This window comes from Nocardia sp. NPDC056064 (assembly GCF_042266925.1).
In the GTDB taxonomy this organism is placed as follows: domain Bacteria; phylum Actinomycetota; class Actinomycetes; order Mycobacteriales; family Mycobacteriaceae; genus Nocardia.
Window position 1 is genome coordinate 2672883 of the sequence record NZ_JBHJWO010000001.1, and the last position, 20802, is coordinate 2693684.

General features: G+C 70.5%; 26 protein-coding genes. 14 read left to right on the plus strand and 12 right to left on the minus strand.

The window, feature by feature from the left end:
- Positions 1-187 precede the first annotated feature (187 nt).
- The gene (locus tag ACFC06_RS12190) at positions 188-1117 is read left to right on the plus strand and encodes a hypothetical protein (RefSeq protein WP_375929801.1); all 930 of its coding nucleotides are present in this window, start codon (positions 188-190) and stop codon (positions 1115-1117) included.
- Here ACFC06_RS12190 and ACFC06_RS12195 read toward each other — a convergent pair.
- On the minus strand, positions 1095-1358 hold the full coding sequence (locus ACFC06_RS12195) for a hypothetical protein (protein WP_375929802.1): 264 nt from the start codon (positions 1356-1358) through the stop codon (positions 1095-1097). The two genes, ACFC06_RS12190 and ACFC06_RS12195, sit on opposite strands and share 23 nt — an antisense overlap.
- Complete coding sequence (locus ACFC06_RS12200) at positions 1355-1666, minus strand: DUF6968 family protein (RefSeq protein ID WP_375929803.1); 312 nt, start codon at positions 1664-1666, stop codon at positions 1355-1357. The genes ACFC06_RS12195 and ACFC06_RS12200 overlap by 4 nt, the downstream gene beginning before the upstream one ends.
- Positions 1667-1898: 232 nt before the next feature.
- Between ACFC06_RS12200 and ACFC06_RS12205 the strand changes: the two genes are divergently transcribed.
- Positions 1899-2114 (plus strand): hypothetical protein, encoded by a 216-nt coding sequence (locus ACFC06_RS12205; protein WP_375929804.1) that lies wholly within the window; start codon positions 1899-1901, stop codon positions 2112-2114.
- A gap of 19 nt (positions 2115-2133) precedes the next feature.
- On the opposite strand, the gene ACFC06_RS12210 is transcribed toward ACFC06_RS12205, so the two are convergent.
- Positions 2134-3009: a transporter gene (locus ACFC06_RS12210; RefSeq protein ID WP_375929805.1), complete on the minus strand. Its 876-nt coding sequence runs from the start codon at positions 3007-3009 to the stop codon at positions 2134-2136.
- A 233-nt stretch (positions 3010-3242) separates the two neighbouring features.
- On the opposite strand from ACFC06_RS12210, the gene ACFC06_RS12215 reads away from it, so the two are divergent.
- Complete coding sequence (locus ACFC06_RS12215) at positions 3243-4127, plus strand: ABC transporter substrate-binding protein (protein WP_375935418.1); 885 nt, start codon at positions 3243-3245, stop codon at positions 4125-4127.
- Here the strand turns inward: ACFC06_RS12215 and ACFC06_RS12220 are convergent.
- The 5 genes from ACFC06_RS12220 to ACFC06_RS12240 form a co-directional block, all read right to left on the minus strand.
- On the minus strand, positions 4124-4333 hold the full coding sequence (locus ACFC06_RS12220; RefSeq protein WP_375929806.1) for a hypothetical protein: 210 nt from the start codon (positions 4331-4333) through the stop codon (positions 4124-4126). The genes ACFC06_RS12215 and ACFC06_RS12220 overlap by 4 nt on opposite strands.
- Positions 4334-4408: 75 nt before the next feature.
- Entirely contained in the window at positions 4409-5620 is a 1212-nt protein-coding gene (locus tag ACFC06_RS12225; RefSeq protein ID WP_375929807.1) for an NADP-dependent malic enzyme, read from the minus strand.
- Positions 5621-6040: 420 nt separating this feature from the next.
- Positions 6041-7585: an FAD-binding protein gene (locus ACFC06_RS12230; RefSeq protein WP_375929808.1), complete on the minus strand. Its 1545-nt coding sequence runs from the start codon at positions 7583-7585 to the stop codon at positions 6041-6043.
- Positions 7586-7636: 51 nt separating this feature from the next.
- Complete coding sequence (locus ACFC06_RS12235; protein ID WP_375929809.1) at positions 7637-7903, minus strand: hypothetical protein; 267 nt, start codon at positions 7901-7903, stop codon at positions 7637-7639.
- Positions 7900-8754, minus strand: a complete 855-nt coding sequence (locus tag ACFC06_RS12240; protein ID WP_375929810.1) for a PHP domain-containing protein — start codon at positions 8752-8754, stop codon at positions 7900-7902. The genes ACFC06_RS12235 and ACFC06_RS12240 overlap by 4 nt, the downstream gene beginning before the upstream one ends.
- A 94-nt stretch (positions 8755-8848) precedes the next feature.
- On the opposite strand from ACFC06_RS12240, the gene ACFC06_RS12245 reads away from it, so the two are divergent.
- Positions 8849-9910, plus strand: a complete 1062-nt coding sequence (locus ACFC06_RS12245; RefSeq protein WP_375935421.1) for a magnesium and cobalt transport protein CorA — start codon at positions 8849-8851, stop codon at positions 9908-9910.
- 50 nt (positions 9911-9960) lie between these two features.
- Here the strand turns inward: ACFC06_RS12245 and ACFC06_RS12250 are convergent, their stop codons facing one another.
- The 4 genes from ACFC06_RS12250 to ACFC06_RS12265 form a co-directional block, all read right to left on the minus strand.
- Positions 9961-10383, minus strand: coding sequence for a hypothetical protein (locus ACFC06_RS12250; protein WP_375929811.1), 423 nt, complete (start codon positions 10381-10383; stop codon positions 9961-9963).
- Between the two features lie 4 nt (positions 10384-10387).
- A complete protein-coding gene (locus tag ACFC06_RS12255) occupies positions 10388-10969 on the minus strand; it encodes a suppressor of fused domain protein (protein WP_375929812.1) in 582 nt (193 codons plus the stop codon).
- A gap of 4 nt (positions 10970-10973) precedes the next feature.
- Complete coding sequence (locus tag ACFC06_RS12260; RefSeq protein WP_375929813.1) at positions 10974-11468, minus strand: general stress protein; 495 nt, start codon at positions 11466-11468, stop codon at positions 10974-10976.
- 94 nt (positions 11469-11562) lie between these two features.
- A complete protein-coding gene (locus tag ACFC06_RS12265; RefSeq protein ID WP_375929814.1) occupies positions 11563-12492 on the minus strand; it encodes an HpcH/HpaI aldolase/citrate lyase family protein in 930 nt (309 codons plus the stop codon).
- Between the two features lie 75 nt (positions 12493-12567).
- Between ACFC06_RS12265 and ACFC06_RS12270 the strand changes: the two genes are divergently transcribed.
- The 10 genes from ACFC06_RS12270 to ACFC06_RS12315 all read left to right on the plus strand — a co-directional run bounded on the left by ACFC06_RS12270 (position 12568) and on the right by ACFC06_RS12315 (position 20798).
- Positions 12568-13863: a magnesium transporter MgtE N-terminal domain-containing protein gene (locus ACFC06_RS12270; RefSeq protein WP_375929815.1), complete on the plus strand. Its 1296-nt coding sequence runs from the start codon at positions 12568-12570 to the stop codon at positions 13861-13863.
- Positions 13856-14446, plus strand: coding sequence for a DUF1003 domain-containing protein (locus ACFC06_RS12275; protein ID WP_375929816.1), 591 nt, complete (start codon positions 13856-13858; stop codon positions 14444-14446). Before ACFC06_RS12270 ends, ACFC06_RS12275 begins: the two co-directional genes overlap by 8 nt.
- Before the next feature lie 142 nt (positions 14447-14588).
- Positions 14589-15959: a lytic transglycosylase domain-containing protein gene (locus ACFC06_RS12280; RefSeq protein ID WP_375929817.1), complete on the plus strand. Its 1371-nt coding sequence runs from the start codon at positions 14589-14591 to the stop codon at positions 15957-15959.
- 65 nt (positions 15960-16024) lie between these two features.
- A complete protein-coding gene (locus ACFC06_RS12285) occupies positions 16025-16879 on the plus strand; it encodes a lytic transglycosylase domain-containing protein (protein WP_375929818.1) in 855 nt (284 codons plus the stop codon).
- 365 nt (positions 16880-17244) lie between these two features.
- Positions 17245-17511, plus strand: coding sequence for a hypothetical protein (locus tag ACFC06_RS12290; RefSeq protein WP_375929819.1), 267 nt, complete (start codon positions 17245-17247; stop codon positions 17509-17511).
- A gap of 60 nt (positions 17512-17571) precedes the next feature.
- Complete coding sequence (locus ACFC06_RS12295) at positions 17572-18708, plus strand: Mrp/NBP35 family ATP-binding protein (protein WP_375929820.1); 1137 nt, start codon at positions 17572-17574, stop codon at positions 18706-18708.
- Positions 18709-18745: 37 nt separating this feature from the next.
- Positions 18746-19066: a DivIVA domain-containing protein gene (locus ACFC06_RS12300; protein ID WP_278263238.1), complete on the plus strand. Its 321-nt coding sequence runs from the start codon at positions 18746-18748 to the stop codon at positions 19064-19066.
- Positions 19063-19695 (plus strand): DNA-3-methyladenine glycosylase I, encoded by a 633-nt coding sequence (locus tag ACFC06_RS12305; protein WP_375929821.1) that lies wholly within the window; start codon positions 19063-19065, stop codon positions 19693-19695. Before ACFC06_RS12300 ends, ACFC06_RS12305 begins: the two co-directional genes overlap by 4 nt.
- 105 nt (positions 19696-19800) lie before the next feature.
- Positions 19801-19968 carry a DUF3117 domain-containing protein gene (locus tag ACFC06_RS12310; protein ID WP_011211259.1) on the plus strand — a complete coding sequence of 56 codons (168 nt, stop codon included), beginning with the start codon at positions 19801-19803 and terminating at the stop codon, positions 19966-19968.
- Positions 19965-20798, plus strand: coding sequence for a putative RNA methyltransferase (locus ACFC06_RS12315; protein WP_375935424.1), 834 nt, complete (start codon positions 19965-19967; stop codon positions 20796-20798). Before ACFC06_RS12310 ends, ACFC06_RS12315 begins: the two co-directional genes overlap by 4 nt.
- Positions 20799-20802 lie beyond the last annotated feature (4 nt).

A 20802-nucleotide genomic window follows, 5' to 3' on the forward strand; every position in this document is an offset into this window, starting at 1 on the left:
CACCCCCCGGCCCACCTGCCCCACCACCCCACCTCCCTGCTCCGAACCAAATATTCCAGTAGGAATATACGGAGCGGAACAGACGGCGGCAAGAGCTACCCCTGCGGCCCGGCGCAGCCGTGCGGAATCGGCGAACGCGGGTCGGCCCGCCGGGCAGAATGGGCGAGTGTCGAGAGTGTGGACTCGTGTGGGGGTCCTGATGTGCCTGCTGGTCTGCGCGGGATTCTCGGCCGCGTGCTCGCCGTACGGGACTTACGATCCCGGTGCCCCGGCACAGGTGCTGGCGGCGATGCGTATCGGCGACTGCGCGCATGTGCCCGCGTTCGGCGATATCCCGAGCGAGACCATCCCCGCGCCTACTCCGGCACCCTGCGACAACAGCGTGAACAGCAATGCCGTGGTGACGGCATCGTCGGCCCGGCGCTGCGGCACGGACGGCGAAATACTCTGGTCCGGACATTGTTTCGCACTGCGGTGGATCACCGGCGCGTGCTACCGCGAGGTGCCCGGCGGCTGGCGGCGCACGGGACTGTGCGCGACCGGAGATCGGACGGTACAGCAGTTCCGCGCGGATGGTTCCCTGGGTGTCCCCGGCTCCGGATCGAACACCTACACCGTCTACACCGACTGGCGCGCGGTCGGTTTCGACATCTGGTCGACCCTGGTCGGCCTCGCGATCCTGGCCGCCGTGTTCGTCGTGACCCGGGCCGTTCGCTTCTACCGATTCGTCGAGGGCAAGCCGGCGCCGTCACGATCCTGTTTCGGGATCGCGCTGATCCTGTTCGTCCCGGTGCTGTTCACCGCGTGGCTGCTCGAGTGGATGCTGCGATCGGGCGCCAGCGGCCACCAGCTGAGACAGGCGCAGGCGTTCGCCGACGATTGGAGCATCACCATCGTCGACCCGACCGCGATGCCCGGCCCCCACACCCGACGCATGGACCCGATCGTCGCCCGCACCGCCGACGGCACCCCTGTGACCTGCACGCTCAGCGCTTCCACCCGGCACCGCAAAACCGGCGAATGGGTGTTCACGGCAAAGCTCCCGCGCGGCGAGGGCAGCGGCTGGCGGCGGTTCGAGCTGACCTGCGCCGGGATCACGCCGCGGACGGCTGGGTGACGGGCCAGTCGGCGGGGAGGCCGAGGACCGCGCCGACCAGGCGGACCGCGGTCAGGAAGGCATGGATGTCGTCCAGGCCGGGGACCAGGTTCACGGGACGGTCACCGATTCGGCAGGGGCACAGGGTGATTCGCGGGTCGTCCGGCCGCGGGTACGGGCGGCCGAAGACGACAGTGACCGGGCCGTCGGGGGTGGCGAGGACTCTGGTCGCGATCGGTGTGTCCAGGGCGGTGGTGCTCATCGTGGCGCGCCGGGGAGCCTCGGCAGGCCGTGGTCGGCCTGGCCGAAGACGGTGTAGGCGGTGCCGGATTCCGCGGCGCGGGCCAGGTCGGCATCGATGGCGGCGAGGGCGGTGTAGATCGCGGCAAGGGGGTCGGCGCCAGTGGACGAGCCGGTGGTCGTGTTCTCGATGCGGTAGCGGCAGAGCCACTCGCCGGAAGCCGGGTCTTGCGTGGGTGCGCCGATGTCGATGGCTAGCGCCTCGCCGGAGTGGTCGATGATGCGCGACAGGATGTTCGGGCCGTAGTCGATGATGTCGGTCGCCGGCATCGGCCCAGTATGCATCGGGTGTCCGGCGGTATCCGCCGGGCGGACCGGCGAGTCGATGGAAGGGGTCCGGAAGGGGTTGGGGCGCCGTAGACTCGGGGGTGACGGTCGTGGCGGGGGGATCGCTGTGGGGATGTATCGGATCGGGCCGGTGTTGGGGGTGCTCGTGGCTGTGACGGTGGGGTGTGGGGAGGTCGGGCGGGCGCTCAACGAGGGTGGGGATACGACGTGCGGTGTGTATCTCGAGCAGGATGCCGAGGACCAGCGCACCACGATCACCAAGTTTCTCGAGGAGCGGCGCCGGGGCGATGCGGAGTTCACACCGGCGACGATCGATGTGGCGCGCGGTGGGGTGAACATGCTGTGTTCGATTCCCGCCAACACCGACGTGGCCATTCGGGACGCGACTTTCGTCGGCAAGCTCGACGTGCGGGTCACGCCCACCCGCTGAGCGTCCGGCGGGACGTGGTTCAGAGGGCGTGGGCGTCGAGCCAGTGGCGGGCGGCGGTGGCGGGGGCGGTGCCGGTGTCGACCTCGGCGATGAGGGCGAGGAGGTCGTCGGTGGTGAGTTCGCCCGCGACGTAGTTGAGCTTCTTGACCTGCTGGCGGTCGAAGATGCCGCTGCGGTAGAGGGCCAGGATGTTCTGGGCGCGGATCGCGTAGCCGGGGTCGGCGAGGACCGTGAGGCCGGTGAGGTCGCCGCCGGGGCCGTCGGTGAGGCCGGCCTGGATCGTGTTGTTCAGCAGGTCGGTTCGCAGGGCGGCGAGGTCGGGGTAGGGGTGGACGGTGGCGGGGGCGCAGCCGGTGACGAGCTGTGCGGACGGGTCGTCGTCCGAGGCCGGGGCGACGGCGCCGACGGTGAGGGTGGCGCAGGCGGGGGCCAGCGCGGTGACGGTGCGGATGCCGTCGGCGGCCACGGCGGCCTCGGGGCGGACCACACGGGGACGCAGATCGGTGCCGTCGGCGGCGTCGGACACACTGAGCCCGGCGGGCAGCGCCGCGTTGACGGCGGCGGCGACGGCGGCGGGCTCGCGGGCGGGTGAAGCGAGATTCCAGCGGTCGAGCAATTCGCCGTTGCGGGCGGCCAGGACCGCGACGCGGCCCGCGTCGAGCGCGGCCTGCGGGTCGGTCAGACCGGTCACCACGCTGGTGCGGGTACCGGTACGCGCCAGGGCCTGGGCGTAGATCTCGGCGAGTACCACCGACTCGGTGGAGCTGTCCGCACCGACCGCGACCATGGGCCGATCATCGGTATCGGCGCAGGACACGGCGGCCATCGCACCGGCCGTCACCAGGATCGCGGCCATACCCCGACGCACCGCGCGCGCGACCATCGCCTCCGACACCAACTTCCCGTATTCGCCGTCCACCCACGCATTTCGGCGCGACGCGGGCAGTATTACCACCCAGAATGTACCTGCGGCCCCCGGGACGCATGCACAGCGCACTGCCCGCCTTTGCCGGAAGGACCCCAGTGAAAACCGCGTTCACCGCCTCTCCAGGACATCGCCGACCGGCTCGCCGCCTCGTGGTCCGGGCCGGACGGGTACTCGCGGCCGCTGTCGCTCTCGCCGCCGCCATGATCGTCTCCGCGTGCGGCAACACCGATCCGATGGCCGCCAAGGGCGATTGCGCCAGCGACGCGCTGATCATCGGTTCGGCCGACTTTCCCGAATCCGAGACAGTCGCCACGATCTACACCGAGGTCTTACGCATCAATGGCTTCAAGGTCGACACCGAGTTCAATATCGGTGATCGCGAGACCTATCTCCCGGCGCTGCGCCAGTGCGCGATCTCGCTGATTCCCGAATACACCGGAAACCTGTTGCGCTACCTCGACAACGACGCCACCGCCACCACCGCGGACGAGGTCACCGCGGCCCTGCCCGGCGTGCTCGGCGAGGAACTGGCCATCGCGACTCCCGCGCCCGGCCAGGATTCCGACGCGGTGGTGGTCACCCGGGCCACCGCCGAGAAATGGAAGCTGAGCAGCATCGCCGATCTGGCACCGCATTCGGCCGAGGTGACCTTCGGCGCCCAGCCGGAATTCGCGCAGCGGCCCGGCGGATTGCCCGGGCTGAAGAAGAACTACGGGCTCGACATCAGCGCGGGCAATTTCGAGGCGATCGACGACCACGGCGGTCCGGCGACGGTGCGCGCGCTGGTCGACGGAAAGGTCCTCGCCGCCGACATCTACACCACCTCCCCCGCCATCGCGCAGAACGATCTGGTGGTGCTCGCCGATCCGAAGCGCAATTTCGCGGCGCAGAATGTGGTGCCGCTGTTCAATGCCGCGAAGAAGACCGACAAAGCGGTGGCGGTCCTCGACGCGGTGTCGGCGAAACTCACCACCACGGAATTGATTTCGCTCAACACCGCGGTCTCCGGGCCCGGCAGGATCGAGCCGAAGGCGGCCGCGCTGGCGTGGATCACCGCGCAGGGCTTGAATTCCCCGATCGGTTAGTCATCGCCCAGCAGGGCGCGCAGGTGTGGGTCGTCGGCCAGCACCGCCCGCATCCTGGCCCGTTCGTGGGCGCGCTGGGCCTGGGCGTGCAGCCAGTCCTGCGCGGCCTGCACGAGGACGACGTTCACCCCGACGCCCGCCGCCTCGGCCGCGGCGACGAGCTCCGCGGCCATCTCGTCCGGGAACTGCACGGTGATCGATGCCATGCCCCGATGATCCCAGAGAATGCGACAGCGCCCCCGCTCCGGTCCGGAACGGGGGCGCTGTCGCGGGACGACGAACTACGCGACACCCTCGGCGCGCGCGGTCGCGGCCACGGCCTCGGCGACGGCGGGGGCCACGCGCGGGTCCAGCGGGCTCGGGATGATCTTGTCGACCGCGAGCTCACCGGCGACCACGTTGAAGATGGCGTCGGCGGCGGCGACCTTCATGCCCTCGGTGATGCGGCGAGCGCCCGCGTCCAGCGCACCCTTGAACACGCCGGGGAAGGCGAGCACGTTGTTGATCTGGTTCGGGAAGTCGCTGCGGCCGGTGGCCACGATGGCGGCGTACTTGGCGGCCACCTCGGGGTGGATCTCCGGGTCCGGGTTCGACATGGCGAACACGATCGACTCCGGCGCCATCGAGGCGATGAGCTCCTCGCCGATGGTGCCCGCGGACAGGCCCAGGAACACATCGGCACCGGCCAGCGCCTCGGCCGGGCCACCGGTCAGGCCGCGCGGGTTGCTGCGGGCGGCCAGGTCGGCCTTGACGCCGTTGAGGCCGTCGCGACCGGCGCTGACGATGCCCTTGGAGTCGAGCACGACCACGTCGGGGATGCCCGCGGCGAGCAGGATGTTGGCGCACGCCACACCGGCGGCACCGGCACCGGAGACGACCACCTTCAGGGCGGACATGTCACGGCCCTGCTGGGCGGCGGCACCCTTGAGCGCGGCGAGCACCACGATGGCGGTGCCGTGCTGGTCGTCGTGCATGACCGGGCAGTCCAGCGCCTCGATGACCCGCTGCTCGATCTCGAAGCAGCGCGGGGCGGAGATGTCCTCGAGGTTCACCGCGCCGAAGCTCGGGCGCAGGCGGATCAGGGTCTCCACGATCGCGTCGGGGTCGGTGGTGTCGAGCACCAGCGGGATGGAGTTCAGGCCCGCGAACTTCTTGAACAGCGCGGCCTTGCCCTCCATCACCGGCAGCGAGGCGCGCGGGCCGATGTCGCCCAGGCCGAGCACGGCGGTGCCGTCGCTGACGACGACCACGAGGCGGTCGGTCCAGGTGTAGGTCTTGGTGAGCGCGGCGTCCTCGGCGATGGCCCGGCTGACCTGGGCGACGCCCGGGGTGTAGGCGATGGACAGGTCGCGCTGGGTCTCGAGCGGGGCACTGAGCTCTACCGACAGCTTGCCGCCGAGGTGTCCCGCGAAGATCTCGTCGTGGGTGATGGCAGCCAAACTCGCTGCATCATCGGCCTGGGGCGCCGCGGTGGCATTCGGTGCGTCAGTCACAGATGACACGATTTCACTCCTGCTCGAGTCGGACTCAACCGGGGGACGGTTACCGCCGGGTATATCGGGTTACGGTTCTTCATGAGCGCTCACCGGACGCGCAGCCCGACGCGGATACCGGTCACAACCGGTCGCGGGGCGCGGCACTGATCCAGGGTGCGGAGCCGGACGGGTGGTCCGGGCGAACAAAGGGTGGTCCCTCGGCCGCGACGGTGCGTCGCGTGGCGGGAGGTCACCAGGTTTCCCGAACCCGGCGGTGGCGAGGGAAGGGAATCCGCAACATTCTGCCAGCCGGGCCGACCAGTTGCCAAACCGGTGCGGGGTGTCCGCCGACAGCGCGTCATCTGTCGAGCGTAGCGACGCCGAATTGCCGCGGGGTAAGAGAAAACTCGCAGCTGACGGGGAACAGCCGGTGAACAATCACACCGCGGCCGGGCGTGGCGCGGTGAGTTCGTCGCCCAGGGGTTGCGGGCCTTGTTCGCGGCGCACCCAGACCTCGTCCAGCCCACCACAGCGCAGCCGCGCACGCCAGTCCGCGGCCGGGTCGGGATGGTCGGTGCGGCGGTGGATGCCGCGCGACTCGGTGCGCACCAGCGCGCTGTAGCCGGCCCAGCGGGCGACGGCGAGCAGCGCGGCGGCCTGGCGGGCGCGCAACTGGGCCGCGCCGGTGCCGCCGAGTTCGAACTGCGCGCCCGGCCACATGGCGTCGAGTTCGGCGATGCTGTCGCCCAGGCTGCCCGCGCTGCGCCGGTAGCTGCGGCGCAGCGGCAGGGTGTGTTCCTGGACCAGGCCGACGACCGAGCGCGGGTCGATGTGGGCGCGCGGGCCCAGGCCGGCGCCGGGGACCGGGCGCGCGCTGCCCGCCCACTCGGTCGACCGGGCGAAGGCGGCCGCACCCGCACCGGCCCAGCTGCCCGAGGCCACGGCCCACGCGCCGCTGAGTCCGCCCGCGGTGCCCGCCGCCCCGGCGACGAGTTCGCGCCCGGCCAGGTCGCCCGCGGTGTAGAGGCCGCGCACGGTGGTCGCGCAGTCGGGACCGGTCAGCGCGAGACCGCCCGCGCCGCCGATGGTGCCCTCGAGCACCGCGCGCACCGGCACCCGCCCCGCCGCGTCGACGGCGCCGTGGCGGCCGAGCCACGACCGCAGCGGTTCCGGGGTCTCGCGCAGGGCCGCGAAGACCCGGCGGCCCTCGGCGATGGCGGCCAGGGCGGTGCCGTCACCGGCCGGGAGCGCGGTGCCCGCCTCGTCGTAGAGCACCGCGAACGGCATAGACGGCCCCGGTGCGAGGGCGGAGTACAGCCGGGCCGGGACCGGGGCCAGACCGTAGGCGCTGGAGAACTCCATGCCCGCCAGTTCGGCGCCCGCCTCGGCGGCCATCAGCAGGCCCTCCCCGGTGTTCACCTCGGTGCCCGCGCCGCCGGACAGGAAGGCGCAGCCGCCGGTGGCCACCACCACCGCCCCCGCCCGGATGGTCCACGGGCGGAACCGGTGGTGCCGTTGCAGGCCCGCCGCGCCGACGACGGTGCCCGCCGGGTCGACGAGCAGTTGCAGCGCCGGGTGATGATCGAGGACGCGTACCCCCGCCGCCAGCGCACCGCGGCGCAGCCTGCGCAGATAGCTCGCGCCGTCGAGGTACACGCGCGGCGGGCCGGGGGCGGGCGTGCGCCGCACCGGCCCGGTCCAGCCGCGCAGCCGACGGTGCGTCTCGTCGATCACCCTCTCCAGCCAGACCGGATCGCCCAGGCCGCCGCCGCGCGCGATGCTCGCGGCCACCGCCTCGGCCCGTTCCGGACCGGGGGCGATGTCCCACAGCACGGTGGTGCCGTGCACGGTGGGACCGCTCGATCCGCTGCGGCTCTTGTCCGCCAGCACCACGCGCGCACCGGCGGCCGCGGCGGCGACGGCGGCCCAGAGCCCGGCGGGACCGCCGCCGAGGATCAGAACATCCGTCTCGATGCTGGTCACAAAGAGAAATGTTCGCCGCTCATTCACCTGCCCGCAACCACTACGCGGCGGTCAACCCCACCATTGTGTCCAAAGCAGTACACCGGTCGTGACCAGAACGATCGCCGACCCCGACAACGCCGCCGGACCACGGCCGCGATCCGCCACGAGTTGCGCGCCGACGACCACCACCGCCGCCACCACATGCCAGCCCAGCGACGCGGCACCGGGCCCGGGGAAATCGCGCCGCGCGCCCATCACGGCGGCGCCGATCACCACGCACAGCAGCACCACGACGCCACCGGCGACGACGCCGCTGATCCCGCGCAACAGCGTCACGAGGTGATCACCGGGACACCGCTGGCCTTACCGATCAGCGCCTCGAACTGCTCGGGATCGGTGTGGCAGGCGCCGAGCGCGATCGTCTTGTTGCTGCCGTGATAGTCCGAGGAGCCGGTGCGCAGCAGGCCGAGTTCGGCGGAGAGGTCGGTGAGCACCGCGCGATCGGCGGCGCTGTGGTCGGGATGATCGATCTCGAGACCGCCCAGGCCGAGCGTGGCCAGTTCCCTGATCTCGTCGAGGGCGAGCAGACGGCCGCGTTTGCGGGCCCGCACATGGGCCAGCACGCTGACCCCGCCCGCCGCGGCGATGAGCCGCACCGCCGTGGTCAGCGGGGTGTCGGCCTTCTCGGCGTAGTACGGACCGTGTGGGGCCAGCAGGTCGACGAACGCCGCGTCGACGCTCTCGACCACCCCCGCCGCGACCAGCGCCCGCGCCAGATGCGGCCTGCCCGCCGCCGGGCCCGCGCCGGCGAGCACCGCGTCGGGGTCGATCGGCAGGCCGTCGGCCACCATCTTGTCGGCCATCGCGCGCACCCTGGCCACCCGCTCGGCGCGCAGCCGCTCGCGCTCCTCGGCGAAACCGGCGTCGGTGGGGTCGAACAGGTAGGCCAGCAGATGCACGGGGACGGGATACCCGTCCTCCCCCATGCCCTGACACGACATCTCCATCCCGCGCACCAGCGTCAGTCCCGAGGGGCGCGCGGCCTCGGCCTCGGCCCAGCCACCGGTGGTGTCGTGATCGGTGATGGCGACGACGTCGAGCCCGGCCGCCGCGGCACGGCGCACCAGTTCGGCCGGGGTGTCGGTGCCGTCGGACGCCGTGGAATGGGTATGCAGATCGATGCGCACCCCTCAGTCTTACCGTGCGGTGCCCACGCGCGGGCGATCCGTCCGGGAAACCAGACGCTGCCCGTACCATCGACACGTGCCGACTCTGCCCCCGATGCCGTCCTGGCGCGGGTCCGGCCGCGCGCGCACGAGCCCGCGACCCCGGGTCCCCGTCCCCACCGCGCGGGCCATCGTCGACTGCGGCGTCTACATCGACGGCAAGCGGCGACCCGGGCACTTCACCCCGGAACAAGCGCTGACCGAGGCGCGCGGCAGCGAGGACGGTTTCGTCTGGCTGGGCCTGCACGATCCCGATGAGGCGCAGATGAGCGAGATCGCGCAGATCTTCGGGCTGCACCCGCTGGCCGTGGAGGACGCGGTGCAGGGCCGTCAGCGGCCCAAGCTGGAACGCTACGACGACACGCTGTTCCTGGTGATGCGCACGGTCAGCTACGTCGAGCACGACATCGACGCGATCAGCGAGATCGTCGAGACCGGCGACATCATGGTCTTCACCGGCGAGCACTTCGCCATCACCGTGCGCCACGGCGAGCACACCGGCCTGACCGGCGTCCGCCGCGAACTCGAGGCCGATCCCGACCAGGTGCGCCTGGGCCCGTACTCCGTGCTGCACACGGTGGCCGATCACGTGGTCGACTCGTATGTGGAGGTCTCCGAATCGGTCGAGCAGGACATCGACGAGATGGAGGAGGCGGTGTTCACGCCGAACTCCAAGATCGGGGTCGAGGCGATCTACCAGCTCAAGCGCGAGGTGGTGGAGCTACGCCGCTCGGTCGCGCCGCTGGGCCTGCCGCTGCAACTGCTGGTGCACAACAAGGAACTACCGGTGCCCCAGGAGATCCGGGCCTACCTGCGCGACGTGGCCGACCACCACACCAGCGTCTCCGAACACATCACCTTCTTCGACGAGGCGCTCAGCGGCCTGGTCAACGCGGCCCTGGCCAAGATCAGCGTCCAGCAGAACACCGACATGCGCAAGATCTCGGCCTACGCCGCCATGGCCGCGGTACCCACCATGATCGCCGGCGTCTACGGCATGAATTTCGACTACATGTGGGAATTACACCAACCCGCCGCCTACCCGGTCGTACTGCTGGTGATGGCAGTGTTGTGCGCCATGCTGTTCCGCAGCTTCCGCCGCAACAAGTGGCTCTAATACTACGAAAATACTACGAACCGATCGCCGGATCGGGATCTTTGCGCCGATCACCCGAACGCGGCCCCGTTCAACACCGCATCTATGAATTCCTGGGGAGGCAAATAATTATGAAGCTCAATGTAATGAACGATCATCACCGGTGCAATATAGCATTCACCCGCCGCCCCTCGTACCAGAATCTCCCCGTTCCCCAGCGCTTCCAAACCGACCAGCTCATCATGTATTTGAAGCCCAGCCATTTCTTCTCCGGCTTCAGCCAGGAGTTCGGACGCGCAAAACTCACACCCATGGTATCCCCGAGTCATGTTGATGCGCTTTTTTGCCACCTTTTGCAATCGGGCCACAAATTGGCGGGATGTTTCTCCGGTCGGAAACGGTTCATCGACGGAGAGCCAGCCGACATTTAGAACTCGACCACAATCCGCAGGAACCCGAATATAGGTGTAGGGGCTGAGATCGGCGAAATACATGGCTCTAGAGGTTCACTGCGCCGCGGGACGGGTCGCGGACGTCGATGCCTGCCTCGGTCCAGGCGTCGCGTAGGGCCTGTGCGCCGCGTACCCGGACCCAGGCGGCCTCGGTCGCGGTGATCGGGGTGACGCTGAGATAGCGCACCGGTTCGGCCGGTTCGGGTAGTGCCACCTCGGGCACCTCGCTCTCGCCGAGCAGCACCGCGGTGAAGATGGCGTTGCGCCACAGTGGTTCCCCGAGGTCGAGTAGCGCGTCGGCTTGCAGCACAACGCCTTCCACCGACGGGGTGGCGACCAGTACGCCCAGCGAGCGGGCCACCCCGGCCTGTGGTCCGGCGCTCAGGAGCAGGGTGAGTACCAGTTCGGCGCGGGGGCCGCGCAGCGGGTCGGCTAGCAGGTCGGACGGGTCTCCCATGGGGTGGCGGGAGCCGCCGAGGGTGGCGTAGTGGACCACGCCGTCGCCGGGGATGCGCAGGATCTCGATCGGTTCCAGGCCGAGGAAGGTCACCGAGGCCGCGTCGACCTGGTCGCGCGCGACTTCGTAGTGGTCCAGCACCGCGGTGCGGACCGTGTTCACCACGTCCATCGGCTCACAGCGCCAATCGGGCCAGCATGTCGCGGGCGCGCTCGGCGCTCTTCGGGTCGCACAGCACGTCATAGCGGCCCGCGACCAACTGCATGGTCGAGGCGAAGTCGCGCTGGCCCTTGGTGGCCGCGTACGGGATCGAGGTGGTGATGACGCCGAAGATGATGCCGCCGACCAGGCCGACGACCAGCGGGCCCAGCGCGCCACCGGTGGTCGTGAACAGGCTCAGCAGCAGGCCGAGGAACAGGCCGAGCCAGGCGCCCGAGACTACACCGCCGCCGATGACCTTGCCCCAGGTGAGCCGGTAGAGCACCCGCTCGACCTGCATCAGGTCGACACCCACGATGGTCACATCGCCCACCGGGAACTGCCCGTCGGCCAGGTAGTCGACCGCGCGCTGCGCTTCGGCGTAGGTCGGATACGAGCCGACCGGCCAGCCCGACGGCGGCGTCGGCAACGCCTGCCGTCCGCGATTCGGGTTGCCCAAGGGATTCGTCATAGTCCCATTCTGCTAGGTCCGGGGTGGGTGTGGTGGAGTGAAACGCGTCTCCAAAATGTCCGGTATGCCCGTTCTGTGATCGCGGGCTCCCGGATCAGGCGTCCGACCGCTTCATTCCGGCTGCTCGACCCTTGTCGGCGATCACTTTGGCCATTTTCGCGCTGGCCTCGTCGATCATCTCATCTCCGAGCATGACCGCGCCGCGCGCGCCGCCCTCGGCCGAGGTGTGGAAGGCGTAGGCGTCGAGAATCTGCTCGGCGCGGTCGTAGTCGCGCTGACGGGGGCTGAAGATCTCGTTGGCCGCGTCGACCTGCGTCGGATGCAGCACCCACTTACCGTCGAAACCGAGTGCGGCCGTGCGGCTCGCGGCGCGGCGGAAGCCGTCGAGATCGCGGATCTGCAGGTAGGGGCCGTCGATGGCCTGCAGGCCGTGGGCGCGGGCGGCGAGCAGGATGGTCATCAGGATGTGGTGGTAGGCGTCGCCGACGTCGTAGCCCTCCGGCTGCTCGCCGACCACCAGGGTGCGCATATTGATACTGGCCATGAAATCGGCGGGGCCGAACACCAGCGTCTGCACGCGCGGGCTCGCGGTGGCGATGGCGTCGATATTGCGCAGGCCCAGCGCGTTCTCGATCTGCGGCTCGATGCCGATGCGGCCCACCTCGAGTCCGCTGGCCTTCTCCAGCTGGGTCAGCAGCAGATCCAGTGCCTGGACCTGACCGGCGTCGGTCACCTTCGGCAGCAGGATCGCGTCGAGCACCGCGCCCGCGCCCTCGACCACCTGGATGACATCGGCGTAGGTCCACTCGGTCGACCAGTCGTTGACCCGGACCACGCGCAGCTGCTCACCCCACCCCGGCTCGTTGAGCGCGGCAACGATATTGGCCCGCGCCGCGACCTTGGCGCCGGGCGCGACCGCGTCCTCCAGGTCGAGGAACACCTCGTCCACCGGCAGGCCCTTGGCCTTGGCGATCATCTTGGGATTGCTGCCTGGCACGGCGAGCACCGAGCGACGGGGCTGCATGGGGCCTCCTGTTGTTCGTCACACCGGCCGTGGCGTGTGGTGACCGGCCGTAGCGGACCGCCTAGCCTGATGATCATGGCAACCACCAGGGTGTACGTCGCCCGGCTCGCCGGCCTGACGGTGCTGGGTCCGGACGGGGAGTCTATCGGCCGGGTCCGTGACGTGGTCGTGGCCGTCCGGTACGGGCGCCAGCAACCGCGGGTGCACGGGCTGGTGGTCGAATTGGTCACCCGGCGGCGGATTTTCGTGCCGATGCTGCGGGTCACCGCGATCGAACCGGGCATGGTCACGCTCAATACCGGCACCGTCAGCCTGCGCCGATTCGCCCAGCGACCGGGCGAGATGCTGGCGCTGGCCCAGATCGTGGACACGCAGGTTCGCGTGGACGACCCCGGCCTGCCCGACCTGGACGGGGTCGCGGTCTTCGTCGCCGATCTCGGCATCGAGCAGACCCGCACCCGCGACTGGGTGATCGGGCGGGTCGCGGTGCGCGGGCACCGGCGCCTCGGGCGGCGGCGCACCGTGCACGTGGTCGACTGGTCGCAGGTCGTCGGGCTGACGCCGGCCGTGGTCGGCAGGCCGGGACAGGACGTCACCACGCTGCTGTCGCAGTTCGAGGGCCTGCGCCCGGCCGATGTGGCACACCGGCTGCGCGAACTGCCCGAGAAGCGCCGCGTCGAGGTGGCCATCGCCCTGGACGACGAGCGCCTCGCCGACGTGGTCCAGGAACTGCCCGACGACGACCAGGTCGATCTGCTCGGCCACCTCGAGGTGCACCGCGCCGCCGACGTGCTCGAGGCCATGGACCCCGACGACGCCGCCGACCTGCTGGGCGAGCTGCCCGAGAGCGAGGCCGAATCGCTGCTCGCGCTGATGGACCCGGAGGAATCCGAGCCGGTGCGCCGCCTGCTCGCGCACTCCCCCGACACCGCGGGCGGCCTGATGACGACCAAACCGGTGGTGCTGAGTCCGTCCACCACCGTCGCCGAGGCGCTCGCGCGGGTCCGCGATCCCGACCTGACCCCGGCGCTGGCCTCCATGGCCTTCGTCGTGCGGCCGCCCACGGCCACACCCACCGGCCGCTACCTGGGCTGTGTGCACATCCAGCAGTTGCTGCGGGAACCGCCCGCGCATCTGGTCGGCGGGATCGTCGACGCGGATCTGTCGCCGCTGTCGGCCGAGCTGCCGCTGGCCGCGGTGACCCGCTACTTCGCCACCTACAACCTGGTGTGCGGGCCGGTGGTCGACGCGGAGAACCATCTGCTCGGCGCGGTGACCGTCGACGACGTGCTCGATCATCTGCTGCCCGAGGACTGGCGCGAGGAAGAGCCGCCACTGGCGCACACCGAGGAGGAGATCCGCAGTGAGTGAGAAGAGCCCCGCCCGGCAGCGCCTGGAGACGCCGGTCGGCTCGCGACTGCGCTTCGACTGGGACTCCGACGCGTTCGCCAGCGCCAGCGAGAAGGTGGCCCGCTTCCTCGGCACCGGCCGCTACCTGGCGATCCAGACCGTGATCGTCGTGGTGTGGATCGTGCTCAATGTGTTCGCGGTGTCGCTGCGCTGGGACCCGTACCCGTTCATCCTGCTCAACCTGGCCTTCTCCACCCAGGCCGCCTACGCCGCGCCGCTGATCCTGCTGGCGCAGAACCGCCAGGACAACCGCGACAAGGTCGCCCTCGAGGAAGACCGCACCCGCGCCGCCCAGACCAAGGCCGACACCGAATTCCTGGCCCGCGAGCTGGCCTCGCTGCGGCTGGCGGTCGGCGATGTGGCCACCCGCGACTACCTGCGCCGCGAGCTCGAGGAGATCAAAGAGGTGCTCGACCGCATCGACGCGGTCACCACGCCCGGCGGCGCGCCGACAACGGACAAAAAGCGAAAAGCCGTCCGCAAGAAAACCTCCGGTCAAACGCCCTCTTCCGCCCCGATTTCGCCAGGCGCTCCAGATGCATGACCGGAAATGCTCAACAACTTCCTGACCGGTAGGTAACCTGGATCACGTTGTTCCGGGCGGGCCGGAGGGGGGACTCTGCGGTGCCGCTGCTTCGACGTAAAGGGCTGGTGTGTCGCCAATGCGAATCTCTACTCCGATCACGATGTCGGCCCTGGTAGTGGCGGGACTCGTCGCCTCGGGTTCGGCCGCGCACTCCACCAACCCGAGCACCGCGCCGCAGGCCCCCGAGGCCCTGCTGGCCGCGAACGCGAGCAGCACCGCCGATTCCGAAGCCCCGCTCTCGGAGGTGGTCGGCCTGCTGCCGGTCTCCCAGGAGGCCCCGCGCAAGCTGCGCGCGCTCAGCCCGTCGGCCAACAGCGCCGCCCCCTTCGCCGGAACCGTTCCGCTGCAAAGCATTTCGCTGCCCACCGGCAGCGGCGCGCTGGGCATCCCGGAGATCGTGCTGGCCGCCTACCGCAATGCCGAGCTCGCGATGGAGACCGCCGAGCCCGGCTGCGGGCTCACCTGGAACCTGCTCGCAGGCATCGGCCGGATCGAGTCCGGGCACGCCAGCAGTGGCAGCACCGACGCCGCGGGCACCACGACCACCCCCATCTTCGGCCCGGCGCTGGACGGCACGCTGCCGGGTAACGAGGTCATCAAGGAGGCCGACGGCGGATTCGTGCGCGCCGTGGGCCCGATGCAGTTCCTGCCCAGCACCTGGGCGCACTACGCCGCCGACGGCAACGGCGACGGCGTGGCCGATCCGCACAATGTCTTCGACGCGGCGCTCGGCGCGGGCAAGTACCTGTGCTCGGGCGGGCTGAACCTGCGCGAGGCGTCCCAGGAACTGCGGGCGGTGCTGCGCTACAACAACTCCATGTCCTACGCGGCCAATGTGCTGAGCTGGTCGGCGGCCTACCGCAACGGTGGCGCGCCGAGCCAGGTCGCCATCTCCCCGGAGATCGTGCCGCCGGGCAGCGCGCCGCTGGTCTCGCCGAACGTGCTGGCCGCCTCCACCGACACCCCCACCACCGCGGCCCCGCCGTCGACGGCCAACCAGCTGCCGCCGAACACCCCGAAGACCACCACGCCGACCCAGGTGATGATCACCCTGCCCGGCCTGCCGCCGATCCCCTGCGGCATCTTCTGTCCCGCGCCGGTGGTGCCCGAAACCTGTGTGAGCGAACCGCAGCCCGCGCAGATGCCGAATCCGCTGGCACCCGCCGAGCAGCCCGCGCAGCAGCCGGTCGAGCAGACCTATGGTGCGGCCGCGCCGAAGGACCCGGCCGCGCCCGCGGAGCCGGTCGTGCCCGCACCCGCCGACGCGGCCGAGTGCACGCCCGCCGAGGCCGCGCCCGCGCCGACTCCCGCGCCCACCGCACCGGAGAAGACGCCGGAACCCGGTGTCGCACCGGCCGAGGAGCCCGCGCCGGAACCCGAGCCCGCCCCGGCGCCCGTGGCACCGCAGCCCGCGATCACGTTGCCGTTCAACATCGTCATCCCGCTGCCCGCCGGGCCCGTGATTCCCTGAAATCAAACCGGAATTCAGATCACAGAGGGGTAACAAAAAGATCTCGGGTGCGGTAATCTCGACCTATGGGCCGCCATCGGAAACAGCCAGCCACCACCGTTCGCCGTAGTTCGCTCATCGCACTGACCGGATTGGTCCCCGCCGGGCTCGTGGCCGTCACCGCGGCCGCGACCGACGTGACCACCGCGACCGCCGCCGCGGTCGAACATGATCTGCCCGAGGCCGATCAGGAGGTCGCCGAGCTCGCCGGAGCACCGTTGGCCGAGGTCGCGGAAGTGGCGCACATGGAGGCCAAGCAGTCGGCGTCGGCCGCACCGGTCGTCAAAACCGTTGCGCTGCCGGACGACCGAGCCGCCTCCGACCTACCCGCCGGACCGCTCGGCATTCCCGGTATCGCGGTCGCCGCCTACCAGAGCGCCGAAGAGCAACTGGCCGTGGAGAATCCGCACTGCGGGATGAACTGGTCGCTGCTGGCCGGGATCGGCCGCGTCGAGTCCACCCACGCCTACGGCAAGGCCGACGCGCAGGGCAACCCGATCAAGGCCGTCTACGGCCCGGTCCTCGACGGCAGCCTCTACGGCAACAACGTCATCCACGACAGCGACGGCGGCGAGCTCGACGGCCTCGGCGGCTACGACCGCGCCATCGGCCCGATGCAGTTCCTCCCCGAGACCTGGCAGCGCTACGCCGCCGACGGCAACGCCGACGGCATCGCCGACCCCCAGAACCTCTTCGACGCCGCCCTCACCGCGGGCCGCTACCTCTGCGACGGCGGCCTCAACATGCGCGACCTCTCCCAGCAGTCCAAGGCCATCCTCCGCTACAACAACTCCATGGCCTACGTAGCCAACGTCATGGCCTGGTCCGGCTCCTACTCCAGCGGCCTGGCCCCCCGCCCCCAGGACCTCCCCCGCATCTGAGGCAGGCGGTCGATGACGGCCCTTCCGACTTTCCGGCCGCGCCCATGAGTGGGGGTGGGCGGCGGCGGGTGGTGTTCGGTACCGAGGTCGATTCGGCGTGGGTGCCGGTGGGTGCCGGTGGGCCGACGGAACTGGTGTTGAGCGAGGCTATGCCGGGTGTGTGTAGTGAGCACGGGGTGGTGGCGGGGGCGACGCGGGTTTGTACGGTGAATTCCAGTGGGCCCATGTCGGAGATGCCGACGGTTCGGGCGATGGTGCGGTCCATGGGGCCGGGACGGCGGGGGGCGGTCGAGGCGCGGGTCCGGTTCGAGTGTCCGGCCTGTGAGCTCTGTCTGGAGGATGTCAGGCGGTTCCGGTGGGTCGCGGTGGTCGCGGCGCTGCTGGTTCCGTTGACGATCGTGGGTGTTGTCGTCGCGCGGGCGCTGGAGTTCGAGGCGGCGTATGTGCCGCTGGCGGTGGCTGTGGTGCCGGGGTGTTTTCCGCTCGCGCTGCTGGCCGCGCTGCTGGCGTGGAGCCGGTCGGGGTATTTCGCGGATGTGTGGATGGATCCGGCGGATCATCGGCTGATCGTTTCGGCGCATCCGGACTTCGCCGCCGCCGTCGAGCGGCAGCGGGCGCGGGACCGCCGGTGATGAAGGGTCACGAACAGGCCACGGGGGTTGCCGGATTCCGCGCAGCATAATATCGGTCGTATGGCAGTGATTACGGAAGCGGATGTGCGGGCGGCGCTCGCGAAGGTCGACGATCCGGAGATCCGCAAGCCGATCACCGAGTTGGGCATGGTGAAGTCCATCGCCATCGCCGACAGCGGTGATGTGCATGTCGAGGTGTATCTGACCACGTCCGGATGCCCGTTGCGGACCGAGATCGTGCAGCGTGTGACCAAGGCCGTCGCGGATGTGCCCGGGGCGGGCGCGGTGACGGTCGATCTCGACGTGATGAGCGACGAGCAGCGCACCGAGCTGCGCAAGTCGCTGCGCGGTGATTCGGCCGAGCCGGTGGTCCCCTTCGCCCAGCCGGGCTCGCTGACCCGCGTGTACGCGGTCGCCTCCGGCAAGGGTGGCGTCGGCAAGTCCAGTGTCACCGCCAACCTCGCCGTCGCGCTGGCCGAGCGCGGCCTGTCGGTGGGTGTGCTCGACGCCGACATCTACGGTCACTCGATTCCGCGCATGCTCGGCTCCGACGCCAAGCCCACCCAGGTCGAGCGGATGATCCTGCCACCGGTCGCGCACAACGTGAAGATGATCTCGATCGCGCAGTTCACCTCGGGCAACACGCCGGTGGTGTGGCGCGGTCCGATGCTGCATCGCGCGCTGCAGCAGTTCCTGGCCGACGTGTTCTGGGGCGACCTGGACGTGCTGCTGCTCGACCTGCCGCCCGGCACCGGTGACGTCGCCATCTCCATCGCCCAGCTGATCCCCAACGCCGAGATCCTGGTGGTCACCACCCCGCAGATCGCCGCCGCCGAGGTGGCCGAGCGCGCGGGCGCCATCGCCCTGCAGACGCGTCAGCGCATCGCGGGCGTGGTGGAGAACATGTCCTGGCTGGACCTGCCCGACGGCTCCCGCATGGAGCTCTACGGCTCCGGCGGCGGCCAGGTGGTCGCCGACCGGCTGACCCGCGCCGTCGGTTCGACGGTGCCGCTGCTGGGCCAGATCCCGATCGAGCAGGCCCTGCGCGAGGGCGGCGACGCGGGCACCCCGATCGTGCTCGGCGAGCCGGAGAACCCGGCCGCCGTCGCCCTGCGCGGCGTGGCCGACAAGCTCGCCGTCCGCAAGCGCGGCCTGGCGGGCATGTCCCTGGGCATCGACACCACCCGCCATCTCTGATTCGGGGGTTGTCGGTGGGGGTGCCTAGGCTGGACCCATGCTGACGCTGCTTCTATACGTGCTCATCGTCGGGTTGGTGGCGGCGATGCTGTTCCTCGTCGCGAGTGCGGTGTTCGGGCGGTCCGAGGAGCTCGGGCCGCTGCCCGAGGGGACCACGGCCACCGTGCTGCCCGCGCAGGGCGTCACCGGGGCCGATGTGCGGGCGCTGCGGTTTCAGCAGGTGGTGCGCGGTTACAAGGCCGGGGAGGTCGACTGGGCGCTGGGCAGGCTGGCCGAGCGCATCGACGAACTGGAGCTCGAGCTGGCCCAGGCGCGGCACTGGCAGGCGCAGGTCATGGCCAGCCAGGAACGCCCGTGAGCGAGCCCGCCGACGACGGACTGGTCCGCTGCGGCTGGTCGACCGGCTCCCAGCTCTACCGCGACTACCACGACACCGAGTGGGGCGTGCCCCTGCACGGTGACGACGCCCTGTTCGAGCGCCTGTGCCTCGAGGCGTTCCAGTCGGGGCTGGCCTGGATCACCATCCTGCGCAAGCGGCCCGCCTTCCGCGCGGCCTTCGCCGGGTTCGAGATCGCGAAGGTGGCCGAGTTCGGTGACGACGATCGCGCCCGGCTGCTCGCCGACACCGGCATCGTCCGCAATCGCGCCAAGATCGACGCGGCCATCACCAATGCCCGGGTTGCTCGCGACCTGCCGGTGGGCCTGGACGAGCTGGTGTGGTCGTTCGCACCCGCGCCACGCCCGCGACCGGCCACCCTCGCGGATGTGCCCGCGACCACACCCGAATCCGTTGCTCTGGCAAAGGAATTGAAGCGCCGGGGCTTCGCTTTCGTCGGCCCGACGACGGCGTACGCCCTGATGCAGGCGACCGGGATGGTGGACGACCACCTGGAAGTTTGCTGGGTACGCCCCACGCCGGACGGAACCGACTCGAGAGTCACATTTCCTACTCAGGTGTCCGCCCGCGCGGGCAATAGGGAAGAATAGGACCGGTGTGGCCCGCCGAACACCCGGCGAGCCCGCTGGTTGGCGACAACCGGCAGACGAGAAACAGTGCGCAGACAGACCGCGCAGATCTGGAGGGAGCAGAGGATGGCGGCCATGAAGCCCCGTACCGGGGACGGTCCCCTCGAGGCAACCAAGGAAGGTCGTGGAATCGTCATGCGGGTTCCACTCGAGGGTGGCGGGCGTCTGGTCGTCGAACTCACGCCGGACGAGGCTGCGGCGCTCGGTGACGAACTGAAGAGCGTCACCAGCTGACAGCGCTCGACACGGTCGCCGCACTCCTGGCTTGCCCGGAGTGCGGCGCCGCACTGCATCAGCGCGACACCGCGCTGCGCTGCGCGACCGGGCACAGCTTCGACATCGCCCGCCAGGGTTATGTCGGGCTGCTGACCGGGGCCTCGACCAAGATGACCGGCGACACCGCCGCCATGCTCGACGCCCGCGCGGCCTTCCAGGGCGCAGGCCACTACGCCCCCATCGCCACGGCCACCGCCGACGGGCTCGCCCCTGCCGACGACGTCGTGCTCGAGATCGGCGCGGGCACCGGCTACTACCTGGCCTCGGTGCTCGATGCCCGGCCGGACTCCTTCGGCATCGCCCTGGACGTGTCCAAACCGGCCGCGCGCCGGGCCGCCCGCGCGCACCCGCGCATGGCCTCGATCCTGGCCGATGCCTGGCGCGGCCTGCCGGTCCGCGATCACTGCCTCACCGGCGTGCTCTCGGTCTTCGCCCCGCGCAACCCCGCCGAGATCGCCCGCGTCCTGGCGCCCGGCGGCCGCTTCGTGGTGGTCACCCCCACCGACCGGCATCTGGGCGAGCTGATCGGCCCGCTCGGCATGGTCCGCGTCGACCCCGACAAGGACCGGCGCCTGGCCGACTCCCTCGCGGGCACCTTCACCCGCACCGAGCACACCCTCGTCGAGTTCCCGATGAAACTCACCCGCGCCGATGTGACGAACGTGGTCGCCATGGGCCCGTCGGCCTTCCACGGCACCCCCGCCGACGACCCGCGTATCGCCGCGCTCCCGGACATCACCGAAGTCACCGCGTCGGTGACGGTCTCGGTCTACGCGCCGAATTCCTGAGGGC

What these genes read in the sequence shown, in the direction of transcription:
- ACFC06_RS12195 (WP_375929802.1), bottom strand. Translation starts at nt 1,358, where the DNA reads ATGAGCACCACCGCCCTGGACACACCGATCGCGACCAGAGTCCTCGCC.
- ACFC06_RS12200 (WP_375929803.1), bottom strand. Translation starts at nt 1,666, where the DNA reads ATGCCGGCGACCGACATCATCGACTACGGCCCGAACATCCTGTCGCGC.
- ACFC06_RS12215 (WP_375935418.1), top strand. Translation starts at nt 3,243, where the DNA reads ATGATCGTCTCCGCGTGCGGCAACACCGATCCGATGGCCGCCAAGGGC.
- ACFC06_RS12220 (WP_375929806.1), bottom strand. Translation starts at nt 4,333, where the DNA reads ATGGCATCGATCACCGTGCAGTTCCCGGACGAGATGGCCGCGGAGCTC.
- ACFC06_RS12245 (WP_375935421.1), top strand. Translation starts at nt 8,849, where the DNA reads ATGCCGTCCTGGCGCGGGTCCGGCCGCGCGCGCACGAGCCCGCGACCC.
- ACFC06_RS12250 (WP_375929811.1), bottom strand. Translation starts at nt 10,383, where the DNA reads ATGTATTTCGCCGATCTCAGCCCCTACACCTATATTCGGGTTCCTGCG.
- ACFC06_RS12255 (WP_375929812.1), bottom strand. Translation starts at nt 10,969, where the DNA reads ATGGACGTGGTGAACACGGTCCGCACCGCGGTGCTGGACCACTACGAA.
- ACFC06_RS12260 (WP_375929813.1), bottom strand. Translation starts at nt 11,468, where the DNA reads ATGACGAATCCCTTGGGCAACCCGAATCGCGGACGGCAGGCGTTGCCG.
- ACFC06_RS12265 (WP_375929814.1), bottom strand. Translation starts at nt 12,492, where the DNA reads ATGCAGCCCCGTCGCTCGGTGCTCGCCGTGCCAGGCAGCAATCCCAAG.
- ACFC06_RS12270 (WP_375929815.1), top strand. Translation starts at nt 12,568, where the DNA reads ATGGCAACCACCAGGGTGTACGTCGCCCGGCTCGCCGGCCTGACGGTG.
- ACFC06_RS12280 (WP_375929817.1), top strand. Translation starts at nt 14,589, where the DNA reads ATGTCGGCCCTGGTAGTGGCGGGACTCGTCGCCTCGGGTTCGGCCGCG.
- ACFC06_RS12285 (WP_375929818.1), top strand. Translation starts at nt 16,025, where the DNA reads ATGGGCCGCCATCGGAAACAGCCAGCCACCACCGTTCGCCGTAGTTCG.
- ACFC06_RS12295 (WP_375929820.1), top strand. Translation starts at nt 17,572, where the DNA reads ATGGCAGTGATTACGGAAGCGGATGTGCGGGCGGCGCTCGCGAAGGTC.
- ACFC06_RS12300 (WP_278263238.1), top strand. Translation starts at nt 18,746, where the DNA reads ATGCTGACGCTGCTTCTATACGTGCTCATCGTCGGGTTGGTGGCGGCG.
- ACFC06_RS12310 (WP_011211259.1), top strand. Translation starts at nt 19,801, where the DNA reads ATGGCGGCCATGAAGCCCCGTACCGGGGACGGTCCCCTCGAGGCAACC.